The organism is Citrobacter sp. Cpo030, assembly GCF_030333005.1.
GTDB lineage: Bacteria > Pseudomonadota > Gammaproteobacteria > Enterobacterales > Enterobacteriaceae > Citrobacter > Citrobacter portucalensis.
In genome coordinates this window covers 58,917-79,987 of the sequence record NZ_JAOWGT010000075.1, presented here as the reverse complement: position 1 = coordinate 79,987, position 21,071 = coordinate 58,917, and the positions used below count along the sequence as shown (strand labels likewise).

Sequence of the window (21,071 nt, the reverse complement as noted above, 5' to 3'; positions counted from 1 at the left end):
GGGAGGTATCAGTACAGCTCTATGGCGCTTGCCAGCGGCGTAACACCAAAGCGTTTGCCAAGTGCGACCAGCTCTTCACGTGAGATGGTCTGCTTCATACCGCCCATCGAAAAGATTTTGACCAGAACTTCGGCGGATTTCTCTGCGGTATCTATCAAACCGAACGCTTCGTCTAGGGTAGGTCCGCTTCCGAACACGCCGTGGAACGGCCAAAGTACCAGCGAGTGTTTCTGCATTTCCTCGGCGGTAGCCTGACCAATTTCATCTGTACCCGGCACCATCCACGGCAGAATGCCAACGCCATCCGGGAACACCACCAGGCACTCGGTGCTGCCTTCCCACAGCTTGCGGGTAATCAGCGCTGTGTTGTTTTCCAGTACGTAGGTCAGAGCGATCAGGTTGGTGGCATGGCAGTGCATGATCACGCGGTCTTTACCGTTCGTCGCTTTAATGCGTTCGCAGTGGGAGAGGAAGTGAGCCGGCAGTTCAGAGGTCGGCACGGCCTCGTGGGTCAGGCCCCAGAGGATGTGGTAGCCCGCACCGTCGCTGTCTACTTGTACCACGCCCAAATTTGCCGCGGGATCGAGCTGAACGTTACGGAAAAATTTACCGGAACCAGTGACGATAAACGGCGTGTTTGCCAGCAGCGGCATCGGCTGACTTAGCGCAATATAGCGTGGTTTTTCGTAGAAATCGGCGCTAAACGGCGCGATATCTGCTTCATCAAGACGCAGCGTCAGGTTGCCGCCGTTACGCTCGTCCCAGCCTTTCAGCCACGCATCAGAAGTGGCTTTGATCATCCCCTGGACGAACCAGGAAGTCGTAATATTTTGCATGTTCGGTGTTCCTGTTTATTGCCCGAACGTTATCGGGTCTTACGAAGGCCGGATAAGCGAAGCGGTATCCGGCAATCGTGTTTCATTCATTGCCAGATGGCGACGCGGGGCGTCTTATCCGGCCTACAAGCCTGGCGTCACGGTTAGCTACGTTTGCTCAAAATCTCTTTTTCATAAGCGCGCACGCTGTCCAGCCACTGGCTGCCCGCAGGCGTGTCGTGGCGCTGGCAATACATCTCCCAGACGGCCTGCCACGGCAGCGATTTTTGCTCTTCCAGCAGGGCCAGGCGTGCGGTGTAGTCGCCGTTGGCTTCGAGCTGACGCAGTTGTTCGGTGGGTTCTAACAGCGCGCGCAGCAGGGCTTTTTTCATATTGCGGGTGCCGATCACCCACGCGGCAATGCGGTTAATGGAGGCGTCGAAGAAGTCGAGGCCAATGTGTACGCGGTCAAACAGGTTGTGGCGGACGATCTCGCTGGCAATCGCCTGAGTTTCATCATCCAGCAGCACCACGTGGTCGCTGTCCCAGCGCACCGGACGGCTGACGTGCAGCAGCAGGCGCGGTACATACAGCATGGCGGCGGAAATTTTGTCGGAGATCACTTCAGTCGGATGGAAGTGGCCCGCATCCAGACACAGTGCGGTCTGGCGGCTGGTGGCGTAACCCATGTAGAACTCGTTAGAGCCCACGGTGTAGCTTTCCGCACCGATGCCAAACAGCTTGCTTTCGACGGCATCGATATGGTGCGCCGGGTCAAGTTTCTCGCTGATCACTTCGTCCAGTGCGTCCAGCAGACGCTGGCGCGGCGCTAAACGGTCAACGGTGATGTCTTTCATGCCATCCGGGATCCAGATGTTCATCACCGATGGTGTACCCAACTGCTCGCCAAAATACGCCGAGACGCGACGGCTGGCTTTGCAGTGATCGATCCAGAACTGGCGAATGGTGTCGTCGGCGTGCGCCAGCGTGAAACCGTCGGCGCTCAGCGGGTGTGAGAAGCAGGATGGGTTGAAATCCAGCCCTAACTGGTTCGCTTTCGCCCACTCAACCCAGTTTTTGAAGTGTTCGGGTTTGATTTGGTCGCGGGGAACCGGTGTATCCGATTCCAGATAGATCGCGTGCAAATTCAGACGTTTTGGACCAGGAATCAGGCTTAGCGCTTGCTCCAGATCGGCCCGCAGTTCGGTGGCGTTACGCGCTTTACCCGGATAGTTACCGGTAGCCTGAATACCGCCAGTGAGCGAGCCTTCCGGGTTTTCGAAACCGGCGACATCATCGCCCTGCCAGCAGTGCATGGAGACTGGCAGACGATCGAGCTGGCGTAAGGCCGCCTCGACATCAATGCCTACCGCGGCGAAACGCAGTTTTGCCAGTTCCCAGGCTTGTTCAAGTTGAGTGGTCATGCGCAAAGCTCCTTTGTCTGTCGTAGTGATTGAAACTGCGCCTGGTAGCGGGCAATTTCACTTTCAGGATTGGGAATGAAGGTGGTCAGTTCGTAGTTGGCGCGCACCACCTGACGGAAATCATCGACGTTGTTCAGCTCGTCCAGCGTCATCAACTGGATGCCAATATTGCCGAGCGTGGAGGCCTCAATCGGCCCGGACATCACGCGAATACCGCAGGCATCCGCGCACAGTTGGTTCAGTAAGGCGTTCTGGCAGCCGCCACCGACAATGTGCAGTTGGCTAAATGCTGCACCACGCAGTTGTGCCAGTTCTTGCAGGATGTGGGCGTACAGCAACGCCAGGCTGTCGAAGATACAGCGCGCCAGTTCAGCGTTTTGCAGGGGAACGGGTTGGCCCGATTCACGACATGCCGCCTGAATTTCTGCGCTCATATCGTCGGGGTTGATAAAGCGATCGTCGTTCGGGTTTATCAGGAACCGGCAGGCAGGCTGCGCTTGCGTTTGGCTGATAAGCGTTGGCAGGTCGGTAATCTGGCGCTCTTTTAATACGCGCTGGAGCAGCCACAGCCCCATAATATTTTTCAGCACGCGGTAGCGCCCTTCCGCGCCGCCTTCGTTAGTGATGTTCGCCGCCAGCGCCGCATCGTTGGTATACGGCGTTCTGCTCTCAAAGCCCATCAGCGACCAGGTCCCGGAAGAGAGATAGGCGCTGTTTTTGTCGGCCAGCGGAGAAGCAATGACCGCGCTGGCCGTGTCGTGACTGGCGACGGCGACAACCGGAATTTGATTTTTCTGCGGGCAAATCCAGTGGCCGATCACGTTCCCTGGATGCGTCGGGCGACCAAACCAGGCTTTGTCTGCCCCGGTCCACGCCAGCAGTGTGTCATCCCAGTCGTCGGTATTGATATTGACTAGCTGGGTGGTGGTGGCGTTGGTGTATTCCCAGTTCATTTTGCCGGTCAGGCGAAAGCTGAAGTAGTCGGGGATCAGCAGGGCATGGGCCACCTGCGGGAGCAGTTCTGGCTGCTGTTCAACCAGCGCACGCAGTTGATACAGGGTGTTAAAGGGCAGAAACTGAATGCCGCTACGGCGGTAAATTTCACCTTTACCCGGCTGCGCCATCGCCTGCGCCATAATGCCGGTCGTGCGGCTGTCACGGTAAGAGACCGGCAGACCGACACGTTGACCGACGTTATCGATCAGAACGTAATCCACGCCCCAGGTATCAATGCCGATGCTGTCTATCCGAATGCCTTCATCGCAGACTTTTTTCAGGCCAAGACGAATATCGTGTTCCAGGCTGTCGATGTCCCAGGTGTCAAAACCGTCTGTTTTTTGCAGGCAGTTCACGAAGCGGTGGATTTCACGCAGCGTCAGGGTGCGGTGTTCACTGTCGTAACGCGCCAGCATTACGCGCCCACTGGATGCGCCGAGATCGACTGCGACACAATGGCGAAAAGTCATAGCGAGGTCCTTCTGAGTTTTATTGCACTCAGTCTAAGAACCCCAGATAACGCGTACCTTCTTGACAGTGACAGCCACAATTAGCGGCTGGCAACATGGCAAAGGTGAACGTGACGCTGTTCACAATTTCTATTAATAGGACCGGTTTTAGCGGATGTGACGTCTTCCGCAATTCCCGATCTTTCCCGCCATTTCTTGAAGAATTGACCGTGTTTACGCACTTTGGCGTCAAAAATTTAAGGTGAGGGTGATAACCCTTAATTACTATTCAGCCATGTTCATTTGATCGGGAAGGATGGCATCATGACGGTATTGCATTGCGTGGATTTTTTTCCGACAGGTAAAGCGCCAGTGGCTATTGAACCGCGGCTTCCTCAACCTGCGTTTCCAGAACATCATCATGATTTTCATGAAATTGTGGTGGTCGAACACGGCACGGGGATCCATGTGTTCAACGGACAGCCTTACACTATCAGCGGCGGTACGGTGTGTTTCGTTCGCGATCATGACCGGCATTTATATGAACATACTGACAATCTGTGCCTGACCAATGTGTTGTATCGTTCCCCGGATGCGTTTCAATTTCTGGCTGGGCTGAATCAGCTTTTACCTCAGGAACAGAATGGGCAGTATCCTTCCCACTGGCGGGTGAATCAGGGTGTGTTGCAGCAGGTTCGACAACTGGTGGGGCAGATGGAAGCGCTCGGTGAGGGGATGGATACACCAACGGCGGCAAATCGCGAGATCCTGTTTATGCAGCTGCTGGTGCTGCTGCGTAAAAGCAGCCTGATGGAAGCCGCGACCGATAACGACGCGCGGCTTAACCTCCTGATGGCGTGGCTGGAAGATAACTTTGCCGACGAGGTGTGTTGGGAGGCGCTGGCCGAGAAGTTTTCCCTCTCTTTGCGCACTCTGCATCGCCAGCTCAAACAGCAAACCGGATTGACGCCGCAGCGCTACCTTAATCGCTTGCGGCTGATCAAGGCCCGGCATCTGCTTCGCCACAGTGATGACAGCGTGACGGACATCGCTTATCTCTGCGGATTCGGCGACAGTAACCACTTTTCCACGCTTTTTCGCCGTGAGTTCAAGTGGTCGCCACGCGATATTCGCCAGGGGCGCGATCTCGTTGTGGCAAGCAGCCTCCAGTAACGCGAAAGCTATCAACGTTTTTTACCGCCGAATCTCAGATAATCATGTCCCTTTACGCCTTATCCGGCCTACGTGGATGCCCTGTAGGCCGGATAAGCGCAGCGCATCCGGCAAGCATTCAGGTTGAGGTCATGTGATGGCGAATCAGCTAATCCTTCTGAAATCAGACTTCTTTGCGCATGAGCAGCAGGCTGTCGCCGTGGCCGATCGTTATCCGCAGGATGTCTTTGCTGAGCATACCCACGAGTTTTGCGAGCTGGTCATGGTCTGGCGCGGTAATGGTCTGCATGTCCTTAACGATCGCCCGTACCGGATAACCCGTGGCGATCTGTTTTACATTCGCGCTGAAGATAAACACTCCTACACTTCCGTTAACGACCTTGTGCTGCAAAATATCATCTACTGCCCGGAGCGGTTGACGCTGAATGTTGACTGGCAAGGGGCGATCCCTGGGTTTGACGGTACGCCGAGGCAGCCGCACTGGCGACTCGGTAGCGTTGGCATGACCCAGGCCCGACAGGTGATAAGCCAGCTTGAGCATGAAAGTAATCAACGTGATGCACAGGCTTTTACCATGGCTGAGCTGCTGTTCGGGCAACTGGTGACACACCTTAAGCGGCATCGTTATGCCACGGATACGCTCCCGGCGACCTCCAGTGAAACGCTGCTGGATAAACTGATCACCGCGTTAGCCGGTAGCCATGAGCATGCGTTTGAACTGGATACGTTTTGCGAGCGCGAACAATGCAGCGAGCGCGTTTTGCGCCAGCAGTTTCGCAGCCAGACCGGGATGACCATCAACCAGTATCTCCGCCAGGTGCGGGTTTGCCATGCGCAGTATCTGCTCAAGCATAGTCGGTTGATGATCAGTGAGATTTCCATGCGCTGCGGCTTTGAGGACAGTAACTACTTTTCGGTGGTGTTCACGCGGGAAACCGGGATGACGCCGAGCCAGTGGCGTCATCTCAGTACTCAGCATGCTTAGCTGGCCATTCCCAGACCGACAATGTTTGCCGCGACAATGATCACCACGCAGCCGAGGCTTAGCACGCTGACCGGACGACGACCCGCGTTTTTCCACTCTTTCAATACCAGACCGACAATCCCGCCGCACAGAACATAGAAGCTCATGTGCAGCATCCAGCTTACATAGTCATACTGCGCCGGAATACGTGCGTGGCCCCAGGCGTAGAAGAAGAATTGCAGATACCACATCAAGCCACCAAGCGCAGAGAGCAGCACGTTGGTGATAATCAGCGGCTTGGCTAACGAGAAGTCGGCTTTTATCGACAAGTTCTTCACTTTTGCCAGACGAATGAAGCAGAAGCCCAGGTTAACAAGCGCGCCACCGCCCATAATGACCACATAGCTAGGCAGGGCGACATACAGCGGATCGACGCCCAACGCGGCGGCGGCATCGTGCATCGGTTTCGCCGCGTTCATCGCAAAGGACATCCCGGCAGAGAAAATACCGCACATGACGGCCAGAACCAGACCTTTTTTCAGGTTGAAATCTTCCGCTTTGATGCCCATTTTGCGTTCTTTTAACTGACCGGCACGGGTAACAATGCCTACGCCAATCAGCGCGACCAGTACGCCAAGTAGCGTCATGCGGCCACCAGAGGTATTGATCAGTACATCAAAATTGCCGTTGATAATCGGGGTCATCAGCGTGCCGACAATCAGCGTAATACCTATCGCAATCCCGATACCCATCGACATACCGAGATAGCGCATGGTCAGGCCATAGTTGATATTGCCAATCCCCCACATCGCACCAAACAGAAATACCGGCGCCAGCGTGGAGAGGCTGAAGGAGCTGAAGTAGGCCCAGAAATCGGGAAGTAACATGGCGCTGATGGTCCACGGCAGGATTATCCAGGAGACGATCCCGCCAACCGACCACATCGTTTCCCATGACCAATGTTTGACTTGCTTGAACGGGGCATAGAAACAGGCGGCACTGGCTGCCCCTATCAAATGCCAAAAGATACCCATCGTAATCGCGTTACTCATGACTTAATCCTCGTTATTTTTTATCGTCGGTAATGACCCCTCCGACCTAACGAGTTTAAAAATTACGCAGGTGGTTAACCTTTTAACGATTGCCGTCCTTTTGCGCATGTTGGCAATCATCACGTTAAGTGGGTGATTCGGCTCACATCTTTAACAATGGATTTGATTCATTAAGACCATGTAAAAAGTACGGCATTGATAATCATTTTCAATATCATTTAATTAACTATAATGACCCAACTGCTTACGCGGCGTTAACACTGGCCGCCCGACAATACTGGAGATGATTATGAGTTATACACTGCCATCCCTGCCGTACGCTTATGATGCCCTTGAACCGCACTTCGATAAGCAGACGATGGAAATCCACCACACCAAACACCACCAGGCTTACGTAAACAACGCCAACGCTGCGCTGGAAAGCCTGCCTGAATTCGCCAGCCTGTCCGTTGAAGAGCTGATCACCAAACTGGATCAACTGCCAGCAGACAAGAAAACCGTACTGCGTAACAACGCGGGCGGTCACGCTAACCATAGCCTGTTCTGGAAAGGCCTGAAAACCGGTACTACGCTGCAGGGCGACCTGAAAGCGGCTATCGAACGTGACTTCGGCTCCGTTGACAACTTCAAAGCTGAATTTGAAAAAGCAGCGGCAACCCGCTTTGGCTCCGGCTGGGCGTGGCTGGTTCTGAAAGGTGACAAACTGGCTGTTGTTTCCACCGCCAACCAGGATTCCCCGCTGATGGGTGAAGCTATCTCTGGCGCTTCCGGCTTCCCAATTGTGGGCCTGGACGTCTGGGAACACGCTTACTACCTGAAATTCCAGAACCGTCGCCCGGACTACATCAAAGAGTTCTGGAACGTTGTGAACTGGGACGAAGCTGCCGCGCGTTTCGCAGCAAAAAAATAAGTTCTACGCTTTAACAAAGCCCTGCAAGCGATGCTTGTGGGGTTTTTTTGTGATCAAACTCAATATAAAAACAATGATCCACTTAAATTGAAACAAGGTTTTATTATGCGAGTGGGATCACTTTTATAGTCTCTATGAATGTCTATCTTCTTTTCATCAAGACGGGCGCATCTCAAAGCAAGATGCAATCGCCCATAAAAATTGCCCCATTTTTATGTCTACAGGTGATGGAAATGCAGATCAAACGTACGATAGAGAAAATCCCAGGCGGTATGATGCTGGTGCCGCTTTTCCTGGGCGCGTTGTGTCACACCTTTTCCCCCGGCGCCGGGAAATATTTCGGCTCCTTTACCAACGGTATGATCACCGGTACGGTACCTATCCTGGCAGTCTGGTTCTTTTGCATGGGGGCGTCGATCAAGCTAAGCGCCACCGGCACCGTGCTGCGTAAATCAGGTACGTTAGTCATAACCAAGATTCTGGTGGCGTGGGTGGTTGCAGCGATTGCTTCACGCATTCTGCCGGAACATGGTGTAGAGGTCGGATTCTTCGCTGGGTTGTCTACGCTGGCGCTGGTGGCCGCGATGGATATGACCAACGGCGGGCTGTATGCCTCGATTATGCAGCAGTACGGCACCAAAGAAGAGGCTGGGGCGTTTGTTCTGATGTCGCTGGAGTCTGGCCCGCTGATGACCATGGTGATTCTGGGAACCGCCGGGATCGCGTCGTTTGAACCGCACGTATTTGTTGGTGCAGTATTGCCGTTCCTGATTGGCTTTGCGCTGGGGAATCTGGACCCTGAACTGCGGGAGTTCTTTAGCAAAGCGGTGCAGACGCTGATCCCGTTCTTTGCCTTCGCATTAGGTAACACCATTGATTTGAGCGTGATTGCGCAGACCGGCGTGCTGGGTATTCTGCTGGGCGTGGCGGTGATTATCATCACTGGTATTCCATTGATTATCGCCGATAAACTGATTGGTGGTGGCGATGGTACGGCGGGGATTGCCGCTTCCAGTTCCGCGGGGGCGGCGGTTGCTACGCCGGTGCTGATTGCTGAAATGGTTCCGGCATTTAAACCGATGGCACCGGCAGCAACTTCCCTGGTCGCCACGTCGGTGATTGTGACCTCCATTCTGGTGCCGATTATCACGTCTATCTGGTCGAAAAAGGTCAAAGCAAGGGCGGCAGAAATTGATATTCGTGGTACCGTGAAGTAAGTCTCTTAAGCCGGATGGTCTGCTCCATCCGGCTTAATTATTTACCCTTTGACGACAAACACCTCATCGATTGTTCGGCACTCACTCTCGTTCAACTCTCCACCGGCATTACGTGACACGCCGGTACAATAGCCAAATTTACGCGATACCACGGTTTTGATGGTGGTGACAAAATCTTCGCCGATGGCATAGATGGACATGTAGGTGCCAATCTGGTCCTGAATATCGCGAAGCGCTGCCAGGTCGCCCTGTTTAAACGCTTCCCGCGCGCTGACAAACAGTTCCGGCATGACGTTGTTCAACCCTGAAATAATCCCCGCGCCACCTGCCAACAGGTTGGGAATGTAGTATTCGTCATAGCCGGACAGCACGGCAAAATCCTCCCGCACGGCGCGGGTGGTCTGAATCATACTGCGGGTATGGGACTGGCAGTCGACGGTGTCTTTAATGCCAGCAAAATTCGGGAACTCGGCGGCGAGGGTGGCTACCAGTTCGGGGGTTAAATCACAGCCGGTGCGTGCCGGGAAGTTATAAGCAAACCATTTGCCGCTGAGTTTCTGCCCCAACTGACGGAAGTAGCTCAGCAGCTGTTTCGCTGTTTGTCCGTAGTAGTAGGGTGGCAGGATCATCACGGCATCGTAACCTGAGCGATACGCTTCCTGCGCCATCAACAAAACATCATTCTGGCAGGTGGATGAGACGTTGGCGACCATCTTTAGCGAGCTCATGGCACGGGCTTCGCGGATCAGCAGCAGCCTTTCTTCGAGCGTAAAGGAGGCAAATTCCCCGATGCTGCCCATCAGCAAAATCACGTCGATTTTGGCCTCGGTAAGGCGTTTGAGATGTTGGCTTAGACCGTTGAGATCGATCTTTCCATCATTGTCCATTGGCGTAATGGAAGGACACCAGACGCCAGCAAATTGCGATTGACCAGTCACGTTGTCGACTCCTTATTTGAAATGATGTTTCAAAACCAGATTACATTGATAGCATGTGTCCCTAAGTTTCATGTGAACCGTGCTCTCATTTTGAGCGACTGGGGTAAAATAAATGTGGTGTAATGGGGGAAATTTATCGGGAGAGGGAACAGATGCAATATCCGGTCGATGTTTTTACGGGCAAAGTTCGGGACTACACGGGAAGCCGTCCCAGCGCGATTGCTAAAGTCCAGATTGACGGTGAGTTGATGCTGACCGAACTGGGGCTGACGGGGGATGAACAAGCGGAAACGAAAATTCACGGCGGGCCGGATCGCGCGCTGTGTCACTATCCGCGTGAACACTATCAGCACTGGAGACAAGCGTTTCCGGAGCAGGCGGAGCTATTTGTCGCCCCCGCGTTTGGTGAGAACCTCTCTACTGAGGGGCTGACTGAAGAGAATGTGTATATTGGCGACATTTTCCAGTGGGGAGAGGCGCTGATTCAGGTCACGCAGCCGCGCTCGCCGTGCTTTAAGCTGAATTTCCATTTTGGCATCAGCGATATGGCCAGCCAGATGCAGGATGTGGGTAAGACAGGCTGGCTGTGCAGTGTCATCGCGCCTGGTCAGGTGTCAGCAGACGCGCCATTGATCCTGGCGTCACGCGTGAGCGACGTCAGCGTACAGGAGGCAATTGCTATCGCCTGGCATATGCCGTTTGATGATTCGCAATATCACCGTTTACTGTCGGCTGCCGGGTTATCAAAAAGCTGGACCAGAACGATGCAAAAGCGCCGTCTAAGCGGCAAGATCGAAGACAATTCCCGCCGTTTGTGGGGAAAATAAACCTACCTTCATCTGGCAATTAAATCAGGTGGCGACACCTGATTTACCTCTCCCCCGTGGTTCATCTCCTGCGTACCAAACCGGGCAAAAACCTGACGGTCACGGTTTGCTTCAAAGCCATTCTTGATACCTGGTCCACAAAAAGAAACTCTGCGTTGAAAAAAAACTTGAGTATTTCCTGCACTCAAATATCTTAGCTTCAAATTGGTTTAAACCAGATGAGCGAAATGAAAAAGAAAAACAATGTTGATGTGCTCAGAGAGCGCTTTGAAAGCTGGTTAAACGAGAATAATTTACCAGCGGGCTCCAAATTGCCCTCGGAGAGAGAGTTATGTGAGCTGCTGGATGCAAAGCGTATGACCTTACGTCAGGTTCTGATTGAGCTTGAGATCGATGCGCGTATTTTCCGCAAGAACCGCAGTGGTTGGTTTATTTCATCGAAGCGATTTATTTATAACCCTAAATCACTTTCCAGCTTCAATGCTGAAGCTTGTGCTCAGGGACGTAAGCCTTTTTGGGATTATTTAACCAAAGAAACCATTGATACAGTTCCGCATCATGTTGATGATGTTTTTCTCTCCTCCGGCGATCGCTATTTAGTTACCGGCTGGTGCGGTCTTGATTCACATAAAGTGTTTTACCATGAATCCTATATTGATGCCGATGTTGCGCCAGGATTCATTAATAAATTGGGCAATCAGTCTTTTGCCAGCGTCTGGGAAGATGCGTTTGGCCATGTTTTAAATATCAAAGAAATGATTTTTAAACCGGTCAATATGCCAGAAGTGGCCTGCAAAGAGCTGGGTGTTGCGCCTAATACGTATGGAATTTTAGTAGAAAAACATCGGGCTACCCGAGATAAAAAAGTGGTTCAGGTTGATTTCGAATACTGGCGACTTGAATCAGTGGAACTTGTTATTCGCGATGAATGAGAAAAATAATGGGAAAATGTAACCAAGAACTTCTTGCGGAACGCGCGAGAAATATACCGCTGTACCTACATGCTTATGCTTTTCATCTGAATATGCGCTACGAGAGAGTCCTGCCGGGGGATCTTCTGGATATTGCGCATCAGCAAAAATTGAAGGGTGTAAAAATACATGTTGAGGATGGTGAGTCCCAATCACTGCAGAAACTGAACGATCAGCAGCTACACGATTTTAAAGAAAAGGCCAAAAAATATAATCTGGATGTGCATATCGAAACGAGCGCATCGGATAAGGCAACATTGACGGATGCAATCCGTATTGCTGTTGCTACTGGTGCAACTTCAGTGCGTTTCTACCCGCGTTATGAAGGGTATCTGAACGATGTTATGGCGAAGATTGCCAATGATATTGCGTGGCTGTCTCAGTATGACGATTGCGGACTAAGCTTTACTATCGAACAGCATGAAGATCTGCAAGGCCATGAGCTGGTGACGCTGGTTAATAATAGCGGGATGAAAAATCTCTCTATTCTGTTTGATTTTGGCAACATGATTAATGCCAATGAGCAGCCGCTTTCTGCGTTAGAGGTTATGTCTCCTCTGATCACTCAGGTGCATATCAAAGACGCAAAAATTATTAAAGAAGGTAAAGGCTGGGGGCATGAGGCTTGTCGTTCAGGACACGGCGATTTACCCATGGAAGAGATGCTTAAGGCATTATTACTTTTAGGTGAAGATAAACCGCAAGTACATGCTTTTGGCCTGGAAGAAGAAGTTGAATATTATGCCCCTGCATTTCGCTTCGACGATGAGGGTGATAATCCATGGATCCCATGGCGCGATGCAAGTTATACGCCGCTGCCTGACAGCAACATGATTGATGCGCGACTGGCGCAGGAAAAAGAACATGCTCTTGCCCAAATAAAATATATCCGTGATATATGTGACAAGTTTATAGGCAATTAATTAGTTTTCTTAAAATATTATTAAATGCGGAAAGGATTATGAAAATAATCCCCTGGCGTTATTAATTATACAATTTAATTTAGATATTTCTCTCAACAAGCAATGAGGGTTTAATCATGTTCATGAATAAATGGGCAAGGCTCTGTTTTTTGATTTTAGGCGGCGGTACGATATTCAAACTTTCAAGTATGAAAGATGTTTTCTATGTGCCAATGCAGAATGACTGGGGTTTAACTAATACGCAAATTGGGTTGAGCTTTACGGTTTATACGATTGTTCAGACAACCGGACTTTTTCTTTCTCTCTACATCGCAGACCGTTACTCCAAGAAAATATTATTACCGTTCGGTCTGATTGGCGTTGGGTTATGTGGCTTATATCTGGCAACGCTACCGTCATTTACCGGTTATCTCATTTGCTTTGCCGCGATGGCTTTCTTTGCCGATGTGGTTTATTGGCCGGTATTGCTGAAAGCCGTTCGTTTGCTGGGAACGAAAGAAGAACAAGGACGCATGTTCGGCTTTTTAGAAGCCGGACGTGGCGTGGTGGATGTTATCGTTGCATCTGGCGCTCTGTTTGTCTTCGTCCAGTTTGGTGAAGGTAAAGCGGGGATGCAGGCGGGCCTGTTGTTCTATACGGTAATTACGCTTGTGGCAGGTATTGTGACGTACTTTATTGTCGATGATGACAAAGTGAAAGGCGGCGAGAAAACCAGTGCCAACATGGAAGTGTTAAAGGGTATCAAACATGTTTTGTCCTGCCCTAATGTTTGGCTGGCTTCTTTAGGTATTTTCTTCGTTTATGCCGCGTACTGTGGACTGACTTACTTTATTCCATTCTTAAAAGATATCTATATGCTGCCGGTAGCGCTCGTCGGTGCGTACGGCATCATCAACCAGTATGCGTTAAAAATGGTAGGTGGGCCGATTGGTGGAATGTTGGCAGATAAAGTTGCTAAATCACCGACAGTGTATCTGAAGTGGACGTTCCTGATCTCTGCTGTTGCGATGCTTGTGTTCATGCAGTTACCGCATCAAACAATGAACGTGTATATCGGTATGGCGGCGACATTAGGGTTTGGAGCGATTATCTTCTCACAGCGCGCCATTTTCTTCGCGCCAATGGATGAGATCGGTACCCCACGTGAGTACGCGGGTTCAGCAATGGCATTTGGCTGCATCATCGGATATATGCCAGCGATGTTTGCGTACACGTTATACGGCTATTTACTGGATACCAATAGCGGCATCACGGGCTACAACTATGTCTTTAGCGTGATGATTGCATTCAGCTTAATGGGCTTTATCTGTTCGACCATTCTGGTGAAGCGGATTAAAAAGCAAAAGCTAGCGGCGGCAGAAGTGACAGCATAAAGTGAGAGCTTCCCCGGCACGAGGCTACCGGGGAAGCCTGTTAAGCGCGTTTGTACAGCGGCAACCAAATCACCAGCCGTAAACCACCCAGCGGGCTGTCTTCGGCCTTCACCCAGCCACGATGCTGCTGGATTGCGGTTTCAACAATCGCCAGACCCAGACCTGTTCCGCCAGACTCGCGATCGCGCGCTTCATCGGTACGATAGAACGGACGGAAAATCTGTTCTCTGTCTTCAGGGCTTACGCCCGGACCATCGTCGTCTACGGTAATGGTAATCCCGTCGATATCCACCGCGAAGCCAACTTCAATCTTCGTATGTGAATAGCGCAGGGCATTGCGCACAATGTTTTCCAGCGCACTTTCCAACGCATTTGGGTTACCGTACAGCGGCCACGGACCCGGCGGGAAATTCACCGTGAGTGATTTACCCATCTGCTCAGCTTCAAAGGCGGCGTTATCCAGCACTTCGCCCCACAGCTGATTAGCTTTCACTGTTTCACTGACCAGCGCGTTTTTCTGCTGATTACGTGACATCACCAGCAGGTCGTTGATCATGCTGTCCAGTCGGTGTGCTTCTGTTTCAATGCGCTCCAGCTCTTTGCTCTCACCGCTACGACGGCGCAGCAGAGCGGTGCCCAGTTGCAGACGCGTTAGCGGTGTTCTCAGCTCGTGAGAGATGTCCGACAGCAGGCGTTGCTGTGTGGTCATCATCCGTTCCAGCGCTGTCACCATCTGGTTAAAGCTGGCGCCTGCCGCCAGAAACTCCTGCGGACCGGCTTCCAGTTCCGGATGCTGACGCAGGTTGCCCTGGGCCACTTCATCCGCCGCGTTTTTCAACTTACGCGCCGGTTTCGCCAGACTCCAGGCAAGCCAAAGCAATAGCGGTGAGCTGACTAACATGGTGACGATCAGCAACAGCAGCGGTCGGTCGAACAGCAGGTTGATAAAGTCAGATTGTGAGCTGCTGGCAGGTCGTATGAGATACAGCTGGTAGTTATCTTCACCGTCTCTGACGGAGAAAGGCCCGACCATCTCAACGCGACCGTATTTTTTCTTTTGCGGATGGTCGGCGTTATCGGCCTGACCAATAAAGTTACGAATGATCTGCATTTCGTTGCGTTCTGCGCCGATCACGCGTCCTTCCGTCGTAACAAGTAATAACCGCTGTCCTGGCGGCGCCCACTTGTCTATCGCCCGAAACAAGCGACGCCACCACATCAAATCGTTGGGTGGATCGTTCGCCAGTTCAGCTTCAACGTGTTGCTCAATCATTAACCCCTGGCGCTGCTCGCTGTCCAGTAGCTCGGTCATCTGGCGTGAGTCGAGCTTGGGTAACATCAGTACCAACATCAACACCAGTGCCAGCGTCAACCAGAAGATGGCAAAGATGCGTGCGGTTAAGCTCCCTATCATGAAGCGGAGACCATCAGGTAGCCGCGACCACGCAGGGTTTTAAACCACGGGTGTCCGTCTTTACGCTCTGGCAGCTTACGACGCAGGTTCGAGATATGCATATCGATCGCGCGATCGAAAGGCGTCAGGCGTTTGCCCAGCACTTCCTGGCTCAGGTGCTCACGCGAAACCACCTGACCGAGATGCTGAGCCAGCAAATAGAGCAGGGTGAATTCGGTGCCGGTTAACTCCAAAATTTGCCCGTCAAAGCTGGCTTCCTGGCGACCCGGATTAAGGCTTAACGCATCTACTTCCAGCGTCGGCGAGCCGTTATCGCTGTTCTGCTGCTGTTCGCTCCAGTGTGAGCGACGCAGAATAGCGCGGATGCGCGCGACCAGTTCACGGTCGTTAAACGGCTTAGGTAAATAGTCGTCCGCGCCCAGCTCAAGGCCAAGTACGCGATCCAATTCGCTGCCGCGAGCGGTCAGCATGATTACAGGTGTCTGGTGTGTCTGACGAAGTGCTTTCAGCGTATCAATGCCGTTTTTCTTCGGCATCATGACGTCGAGCAAAAGTAAATCGATGCTGTCATCCAGAAGCTCAAGCGCCTGTTCCCCATCATAGGCAACCAGCACATCGAAACCTTCCATTTCGAGCAACTCCTTTAACAGGGAAGTCAGCTCTCGGTCATCATCAACTAACAGGATTTTATTCATTGTTTACGTACCTCCGAGGCAGAAATTACGTCATCAGGCGTCGCTAATCTATGACTTTACGTTGTTTTACACCCCCTGACGCATGTTTGCAGCCCGAATCGTAAACTGTCTCTCGTTGAATCGCGACAGAAAAGATTTTGGGAGCAAGTGATGGGCAAAGTTACCGCTGCCGTCATGGCCTCAACGCTGGCACTCAGTACATTTAGCCATGCAGCTGAAGTCGTCACAGGCGATCACTGGCACCTGGGTGAAGGCTCATCGCAACGCAGCGTTCAGAGCCACATGTTTGACGGTATCAGTTTAACCGAACATCAACGTCAACAGATGCGAGATTTAATGCAGCAGGCAAGACACGAACAGCCTCCTGTTAATGTTAGCGAAATGGAGACAATGCATCGCCTTGTCACCGCAGAGAAATTTGATGAAAGCGCAGTGCGCGCTCAGGCAGAAAGAATGGCGCAAGAACAGGTTGCCCGCCAGGTTGAAATAGCCAGGATCCGCAACCAGATGTATCGCCTGTTAACGCCCGAGCAGCAAGCGGTTTTAAATGAGAAACATGAACAACGAATGGAGCAACTGCGCGACGTAGCGCACTGGAAAAAAAGCTCATCGTTGAATTTATTGAGTAGTAGCAACTCACGTTCCCAGTAGTAACCCTGTTTTCCTTGCCATAGACACCATCCCTGTCTTCCCCCACATGATGTGGGGGTTTTTTTTGCCCAAAATTTGTCCCTCGGTTATTGCCTGACTGTTTTACTTCATCCGTTATACTAGCGGCATATCCTGGCAGGAGTGTTTATGAATCAAACCTATGGGCGGCTGGTGAGCCGGGCGGCAATCGCGGCGACCGTGATGGCATCGCTGTTACTTTTGATCAAAATTTTCGCGTGGTGGTACACCGGATCGGTCAGTATTCTGGCAGCACTGGTGGATTCGCTGGTGGACATCGCGGCGTCATTAACCAACCTGTTGGTGGTGCGCTATTCGCTGCAGCCCGCCGATGATGAACATACGTTCGGCCACGGAAAAGCGGAATCGCTGGCGGCGCTGGCGCAAAGCATGTTTATTTCCGGTTCGGCGCTGTTTTTATTCCTGACCGGGATTCAGCATCTCATTCAACCCACACCGATGAAAGATCCCGGCGTTGGGGTGGTTGTCACCATTATTGCGTTAGTGTGTACAATCATTCTGGTCTCGTTTCAGCGCTGGGTAGTGAAGCGTACGCAAAGTCAGGCCGTTCGGGCAGATATGCTTCATTATCAGTCTGATGTTATGATGAACGGTGCGATTCTCATTGCGCTCGGGCTGGCATGGTACGGCTGGCATCGTGCGGATGCCTTGTTTGCGCTCGGGATTGGCATCTATATTTTATATAGCGCATTACGCATGGGGTATGAGGCAGTGCAATCTTTGCTGGATCGCGCTTTACCCGATGAGGAACGTCAGGAAATTATTGATATCGTGACGTCATGGCCTGGAGTCAGCGGCGCTCACGATCTTCGCACGCGGCAGTCAGGGCCGACCCGCTTTATTCAGATTCATTTGGAAATGGAAGATAATCTGCCGCTCGTTCAGGCGCATTTAGTGGCTGAACAGGTTGAGCAGGCAATTTTACGACGTTTCCCGGGATCGGATGTCATCATTCATCAGGATCCCTGTTCAGTCGTACCCAAGGAAGGCAAGATGTTTGAGCTTTCATAATTCGTTGTAAAAAAAGTGAACCGGGCCAGCATTTTGTGTATAAATTACCACCATTTGGCCTGACCTGAATCAATTCAGCAGGAAGTGATTGTTATACTATCTGCATATTCGTTGGATCGTTTCGATATGCGGAATCGACTTCCGGCAGCAGATTTCATTTTGCATTCCAAAGTTCAGAGGTAGTCATGATTAAGAAAATCGGTGTGTTGACAAGCGGCGGTGATGCGCCGGGCATGAACGCAGCAATCCGTGGTGTTGTACGTGCAGCGTTGACGGAAGGGCTGGAAGTCATGGGGATCCATGATGGCTACCTGGGTTTGTATGAAGACCGTATGGTCCAGCTTGACCGCTACAGCGTGTCCGACATGATCAACCGTGGCGGTACTTTCCTCGGTTCTGCTCGCTTCCCGGAATTCCGTGATGAAAACGTGCGTGCGGTAGCTATCGAAAACCTGAAGAAGCGTGGCATCGACGCCCTGGTTGTTATCGGGGGTGACGGTTCTTACATGGGGGCAAAACGCCTGACTGAAATGGGCTTCCCGTGCATCGGTCTGCCGGGCACTATCGACAACGATATCAAGGGCACTGACTACACCATCGGCTACTTCACCGCGCTGGGTACTGTCGTTGAAGCGATTGACCGCCTGCGTGATACCTCTTCTTCTCACCAGCGTATTTCTATCGTTGAAGTGATGGGCCGCTACTGTGGTGACCTGACCCTGGCAGCAGCGATTGCCGGTGGCTGTGAGTTCGTGGTGGTTCCGGAAGTGGAATTCAGCCGTGACGATTTGGTTACTGAAATCAAAGCAGGTATCGCGAAAGGTAAAAAACACGCAATCGTAGCGATCACTGAACACATGTGTGACGTTGACGAACTGGCGCATTACATCGAGAAGGAAACGGGCCGCGAAACGCGTTCAACCGTGCTGGGTCACATTCAGCGTGGTGGTTCCCCGGTTCCTTACGACCGTATCCTGGCATCCCGTATGGGTGCCTATGCCATTGAACTTCTGCTGGAAGGTCACGGCGGTCGCTGTGTCGGTATTCAGAACGAGCAGCTGGTTCACCATGACATCATCGACGCTATCGAAAACATGAAGCGTCCGTTCAAAGGTGACTGGCTGGACTGCGCGAAGAAACTGTATTAATTGCAATTGCCGGATGGCGGCTTGCGCCTTATCCGGCCTACATGATGCAAATCGTAGGCCTGATAAGCGTAGCGCCATCCGGCAAAAACCCCACTCCATATATTCCCCCAAGTTATAGCAAATCTTTTTTTATTCTTTAATGTTTGGATGCCTTTCTGGCACGCTTTGCTCATCACAACACTACCTAAGAGAGCTGGGCGATGAACAAATGGGGCGTAGGGTTAACATTATTGCTGGCATCGACCAGCGTTCTGGCAAAGGATATTCAGTTACTTAACGTATCGTACGATCCAACGCGTGAACTGTACGAGCAGTACAATAAGGCCTTCAGCGCGCACTGGAAGCAGGAAACGGGCGACAACGTCGTGATTCGCCAGTCGCATGGTGGTTCGGGTAAACAGGCGACCTCCGTCATCAACGGCATTGAAGCCGATGTCGTGACGCTGGCACTGGCTTACGACGTGGATGCCATTGCTGAACGTGGCCGTATCGATAAAAACTGGATTAAACGCCTGCCGGATAACTCTGCGCCTTACACCTCCACCATCGTATTCCTGGTCCGCAAAGGCAATCCCAAACAAATTCATGACTGGAACGATTTAATCAAACCGGGCGTGTCGGTCATTACGCCAAACCCGAAAAGCTCCGGCGGAGCTCGCTGGAACTATCTGGCGGCATGGGGCTATGCCCTGCACCACAACAACAACGATCAGGCCAAGGCACAAGACTTTGTGAAGGCCCTGTATAAAAACGTTGAGGTACTCGATTCTGGTGCACGTGGTTCAACCAATACCTTCGTTGAACGTGGTATCGGTGATGTGCTGATTGCCTGGGAAAACGAAGCGCTGTTGGCAACGAACGAGCTGGGCAAAGATAAATTCGAGATAGTGACCCCGAGTGAATCTATCCTCGCGGAGCCGACCGTGTCCGTGGTTGATAAAGTGGTGGAAAAGAAAGACACCAAAGCGGTGGCTGAAGCTTACCTGAAGTATCTCTACTCTCCGGAAGGCCAGGAAATTGCGGCGAAAAACTACTATCGTCCACGTGATGCAGACGTTGCGAAGAAATACGAAAACGCATTTCCGAAGCTGAAGCTGTTCACTATCGACGAAGAGTTTGGCGGCTGGACGAAAGCGCAGAAAGAGCACTTCTCTAACGGCGGTACGTTCGACCAAATCAGTAAACGATAAATAAGTCTCTGATTTACCGACCCGGTGGCCTAACGCGACCGGGTTTTTTATTTGTCATGGTTTTGCGTTACTCTTGCCCTTCAATGGGATACAGGAAACGCGTAATGAAAAAAGCAGGCTATCTTTTACTGGCGGTGATTGTGGTCGCCGCCGCTGCAGGTATCGGGTACTGGAAATTCACCGGCAACCCGGACGCATTACGCCAGATCGTTCTTCAGCAATGCCTGCCGCACCAGTTGCAGCAGCAGGATCCCGCACCATGCGCTGAAGTAAAGCCGGATGCTGGATATGTGGTGTTCAAAGACCGTAACGGCCCACTGCAATATCTGTTGATGCCGACCTGGCGCATCAACGGTACGGAAAGTCCGCTGTTGTTGAAATCAGGCACACCGAACTTTTTCTGGCTGGCCTGGCAGGCGCGTAGCTTTATGAGCCAAAAATACGGCCAGGAAATCCCTGACAAAGCAGTCTCTCTGACCATTAACTCACGTAGCGGGCGTACGCAAAATCACCTGCATATTCATATCTCCTGCCTGCGAACCGATGTCAGAAAGCAGCTGGATGACAACCTGGCGAAAATCAGCACCCGCTGGCTACCATTACCGGGTGGGCTGCGCGGTCATGAATATCTGGCACGTCGCGTCACGGAAAATGAACTGGCACAACGCAGCCCGTTTATGATGCTGGCGGAAGAGGTGCCGGATGCGCGTGAGCATATGGGCAGCTATGCGTTGGCGATGGTGCGCCAGAGTGATGAATCCTTTGTCCTGCTGGCTACTCAGCGCAATTTGCTGGCACTGAATCTCGCCTCCGCTGAGGAAATTCAGGATCATCAATGTGATATTCTGCGTTAACCCCACCTAATCTGGCGTTTACTCCGCATGCCTGTCC

At 51.9% G+C, this 21,071-nt stretch carries 20 protein-coding genes; 13 read left to right on the top strand and 7 right to left on the bottom strand.

The window, feature by feature from the left end; genetic code table 11:
• Positions 1-8: 8 nt before the first annotated feature.
• The 3 genes from rhaD to rhaB all read right to left on the bottom strand — a co-directional run bounded on the left by rhaD (position 9) and on the right by rhaB (position 3,705).
• A complete protein-coding gene (rhaD, locus tag OGY37_RS21665) occupies positions 9-836 on the bottom strand; it encodes a rhamnulose-1-phosphate aldolase (RefSeq protein ID WP_003825250.1) in 828 nt (275 codons plus the stop codon).
• Between the two features lie 143 nt (positions 837-979).
• Positions 980-2,239, bottom strand: a complete 1,260-nt coding sequence (rhaA, locus tag OGY37_RS21660) for an L-rhamnose isomerase (RefSeq protein WP_149281832.1) — start codon at positions 2,237-2,239, stop codon at positions 980-982.
• A complete protein-coding gene (rhaB, locus tag OGY37_RS21655) occupies positions 2,236-3,705 on the bottom strand; it encodes a rhamnulokinase (RefSeq protein WP_286621859.1) in 1,470 nt (489 codons plus the stop codon). The genes rhaA and rhaB overlap by 4 nt, the downstream gene beginning before the upstream one ends.
• A gap of 303 nt (positions 3,706-4,008) precedes the next feature.
• Here rhaB and rhaS point away from each other — a divergent pair, with 303 nt between their 5' ends.
• Positions 4,009-4,857 carry an HTH-type transcriptional activator RhaS gene (gene rhaS, locus OGY37_RS21650; RefSeq protein ID WP_003825246.1) on the top strand — a complete coding sequence of 283 codons (849 nt, stop codon included), beginning with the start codon at positions 4,009-4,011 and terminating at the stop codon, positions 4,855-4,857.
• Positions 4,858-4,993: 136 nt separating this feature from the next.
• Positions 4,994-5,842, top strand: coding sequence for an HTH-type transcriptional activator RhaR (gene rhaR, locus OGY37_RS21645; protein ID WP_003825244.1), 849 nt, complete (start codon positions 4,994-4,996; stop codon positions 5,840-5,842).
• Here rhaR and rhaT read toward each other — a convergent pair.
• Positions 5,839-6,873: an L-rhamnose/proton symporter RhaT gene (gene rhaT / locus OGY37_RS21640; protein WP_003825242.1), complete on the bottom strand. Its 1,035-nt coding sequence runs from the start codon at positions 6,871-6,873 to the stop codon at positions 5,839-5,841. The genes rhaR and rhaT overlap by 4 nt on opposite strands.
• A 289-nt stretch (positions 6,874-7,162) precedes the next feature.
• Between rhaT and sodA the strand changes: the two genes are divergently transcribed.
• Together sodA and kdgT are read left to right on the top strand one after the other, a co-directional pair.
• Positions 7,163-7,783: a superoxide dismutase [Mn] gene (gene sodA / locus OGY37_RS21635; RefSeq protein WP_003825239.1), complete on the top strand. Its 621-nt coding sequence runs from the start codon at positions 7,163-7,165 to the stop codon at positions 7,781-7,783.
• Positions 7,784-8,016: 233 nt separating this feature from the next.
• On the top strand, positions 8,017-9,000 hold the full coding sequence (gene kdgT, locus OGY37_RS21630; RefSeq protein WP_003825237.1) for a 2-keto-3-deoxygluconate transporter: 984 nt from the start codon (positions 8,017-8,019) through the stop codon (positions 8,998-9,000).
• A gap of 41 nt (positions 9,001-9,041) precedes the next feature.
• Here kdgT and OGY37_RS21625 read toward each other — a convergent pair whose 3' ends face one another.
• On the bottom strand, positions 9,042-9,938 hold the full coding sequence (locus tag OGY37_RS21625; RefSeq protein WP_003825235.1) for a dihydrodipicolinate synthase family protein: 897 nt from the start codon (positions 9,936-9,938) through the stop codon (positions 9,042-9,044).
• Positions 9,939-10,090: 152 nt separating this feature from the next.
• Here OGY37_RS21625 and yiiM point away from each other — a divergent pair, with 152 nt between their 5' ends.
• The 4 genes from yiiM to OGY37_RS21605 all read left to right on the top strand — a co-directional run bounded on the left by yiiM (position 10,091) and on the right by OGY37_RS21605 (position 14,032).
• The gene (gene yiiM / locus OGY37_RS21620; RefSeq protein WP_286621857.1) at positions 10,091-10,765 is read left to right on the top strand and encodes a 6-hydroxyaminopurine reductase; all 675 of its coding nucleotides are present in this window, start codon (positions 10,091-10,093) and stop codon (positions 10,763-10,765) included.
• 227 nt (positions 10,766-10,992) lie between these two features.
• The gene (locus OGY37_RS21615) at positions 10,993-11,697 is read left to right on the top strand and encodes a GntR family transcriptional regulator (RefSeq protein WP_003825231.1); all 705 of its coding nucleotides are present in this window, start codon (positions 10,993-10,995) and stop codon (positions 11,695-11,697) included.
• Positions 11,698-11,705: 8 nt separating this feature from the next.
• A complete protein-coding gene (locus OGY37_RS21610) occupies positions 11,706-12,659 on the top strand; it encodes a sugar phosphate isomerase/epimerase family protein (protein ID WP_149335646.1) in 954 nt (317 codons plus the stop codon).
• 122 nt (positions 12,660-12,781) lie between these two features.
• Complete coding sequence (locus tag OGY37_RS21605) at positions 12,782-14,032, top strand: MFS transporter (RefSeq protein ID WP_122973888.1); 1,251 nt, start codon at positions 12,782-12,784, stop codon at positions 14,030-14,032.
• A 40-nt stretch (positions 14,033-14,072) separates the two neighbouring features.
• On the opposite strand, the gene cpxA is transcribed toward OGY37_RS21605, so the two are convergent.
• Together cpxA and cpxR are read right to left on the bottom strand one after the other, a co-directional pair.
• Positions 14,073-15,446 (bottom strand): envelope stress sensor histidine kinase CpxA, encoded by a 1,374-nt coding sequence (cpxA, locus tag OGY37_RS21600; protein WP_003028758.1) that lies wholly within the window; start codon positions 15,444-15,446, stop codon positions 14,073-14,075.
• Positions 15,443-16,141, bottom strand: coding sequence for an envelope stress response regulator transcription factor CpxR (gene cpxR, locus OGY37_RS21595; protein WP_003028763.1), 699 nt, complete (start codon positions 16,139-16,141; stop codon positions 15,443-15,445). Before cpxR ends, cpxA begins: the two co-directional genes overlap by 4 nt.
• 150 nt (positions 16,142-16,291) lie before the next feature.
• On the opposite strand from cpxR, the gene cpxP reads away from it, so the two are divergent.
• From cpxP to OGY37_RS21570, 5 genes are all read left to right on the top strand, one after another.
• Positions 16,292-16,792, top strand: coding sequence for a cell-envelope stress modulator CpxP (gene cpxP / locus OGY37_RS21590; protein ID WP_008787022.1), 501 nt, complete (start codon positions 16,292-16,294; stop codon positions 16,790-16,792).
• A gap of 147 nt (positions 16,793-16,939) precedes the next feature.
• Positions 16,940-17,842 carry a CDF family cation-efflux transporter FieF gene (gene fieF / locus OGY37_RS21585; RefSeq protein WP_003825216.1) on the top strand — a complete coding sequence of 301 codons (903 nt, stop codon included), beginning with the start codon at positions 16,940-16,942 and terminating at the stop codon, positions 17,840-17,842.
• Positions 17,843-18,027: 185 nt separating this feature from the next.
• On the top strand, positions 18,028-18,990 hold the full coding sequence (gene pfkA, locus OGY37_RS21580; protein WP_286621854.1) for a 6-phosphofructokinase: 963 nt from the start codon (positions 18,028-18,030) through the stop codon (positions 18,988-18,990).
• A 200-nt stretch (positions 18,991-19,190) separates the two neighbouring features.
• Positions 19,191-20,180: a sulfate/thiosulfate ABC transporter substrate-binding protein Sbp gene (sbp, locus tag OGY37_RS21575; RefSeq protein WP_063941738.1), complete on the top strand. Its 990-nt coding sequence runs from the start codon at positions 19,191-19,193 to the stop codon at positions 20,178-20,180.
• A 104-nt stretch (positions 20,181-20,284) separates the two neighbouring features.
• Positions 20,285-21,034, top strand: coding sequence for a CDP-diacylglycerol diphosphatase (locus tag OGY37_RS21570; protein WP_020996109.1), 750 nt, complete (start codon positions 20,285-20,287; stop codon positions 21,032-21,034).
• Positions 21,035-21,071: the final 37 nt, after the last annotated feature.

What these genes read in the sequence shown, in the direction of transcription:
- rhaA (WP_149281832.1), bottom strand. Translation starts at nt 2,239, where the DNA reads ATGACCACTCAACTTGAACAAGCCTGGGAACTGGCAAAACTGCGTTTC.
- cpxA (WP_003028758.1), bottom strand. Translation starts at nt 15,446, where the DNA reads ATGATAGGGAGCTTAACCGCACGCATCTTTGCCATCTTCTGGTTGACG.
- OGY37_RS21570 (WP_020996109.1), top strand. Translation starts at nt 20,285, where the DNA reads ATGAAAAAAGCAGGCTATCTTTTACTGGCGGTGATTGTGGTCGCCGCC.
- rhaD (WP_003825250.1), bottom strand. Translation starts at nt 836, where the DNA reads ATGCAAAATATTACGACTTCCTGGTTCGTCCAGGGGATGATCAAAGCC.
- rhaR (WP_003825244.1), top strand. Translation starts at nt 4,994, where the DNA reads ATGGCGAATCAGCTAATCCTTCTGAAATCAGACTTCTTTGCGCATGAG.
- OGY37_RS21615 (WP_003825231.1), top strand. Translation starts at nt 10,993, where the DNA reads ATGAAAAAGAAAAACAATGTTGATGTGCTCAGAGAGCGCTTTGAAAGC.
- yiiM (WP_286621857.1), top strand. Translation starts at nt 10,091, where the DNA reads ATGCAATATCCGGTCGATGTTTTTACGGGCAAAGTTCGGGACTACACG.
- rhaB (WP_286621859.1), bottom strand. Translation starts at nt 3,705, where the DNA reads ATGACTTTTCGCCATTGTGTCGCAGTCGATCTCGGCGCATCCAGTGGG.
- OGY37_RS21605 (WP_122973888.1), top strand. Translation starts at nt 12,782, where the DNA reads ATGAATAAATGGGCAAGGCTCTGTTTTTTGATTTTAGGCGGCGGTACG.
- kdgT (WP_003825237.1), top strand. Translation starts at nt 8,017, where the DNA reads ATGCAGATCAAACGTACGATAGAGAAAATCCCAGGCGGTATGATGCTG.
- cpxR (WP_003028763.1), bottom strand. Translation starts at nt 16,141, where the DNA reads ATGAATAAAATCCTGTTAGTTGATGATGACCGAGAGCTGACTTCCCTG.
- OGY37_RS21610 (WP_149335646.1), top strand. Translation starts at nt 11,706, where the DNA reads ATGGGAAAATGTAACCAAGAACTTCTTGCGGAACGCGCGAGAAATATA.
- sbp (WP_063941738.1), top strand. Translation starts at nt 19,191, where the DNA reads ATGAACAAATGGGGCGTAGGGTTAACATTATTGCTGGCATCGACCAGC.
- cpxP (WP_008787022.1), top strand. Translation starts at nt 16,292, where the DNA reads ATGGGCAAAGTTACCGCTGCCGTCATGGCCTCAACGCTGGCACTCAGT.
- rhaT (WP_003825242.1), bottom strand. Translation starts at nt 6,873, where the DNA reads ATGAGTAACGCGATTACGATGGGTATCTTTTGGCATTTGATAGGGGCA.
- rhaS (WP_003825246.1), top strand. Translation starts at nt 4,009, where the DNA reads ATGACGGTATTGCATTGCGTGGATTTTTTTCCGACAGGTAAAGCGCCA.
- fieF (WP_003825216.1), top strand. Translation starts at nt 16,940, where the DNA reads ATGAATCAAACCTATGGGCGGCTGGTGAGCCGGGCGGCAATCGCGGCG.
- pfkA (WP_286621854.1), top strand. Translation starts at nt 18,028, where the DNA reads ATGATTAAGAAAATCGGTGTGTTGACAAGCGGCGGTGATGCGCCGGGC.
- sodA (WP_003825239.1), top strand. Translation starts at nt 7,163, where the DNA reads ATGAGTTATACACTGCCATCCCTGCCGTACGCTTATGATGCCCTTGAA.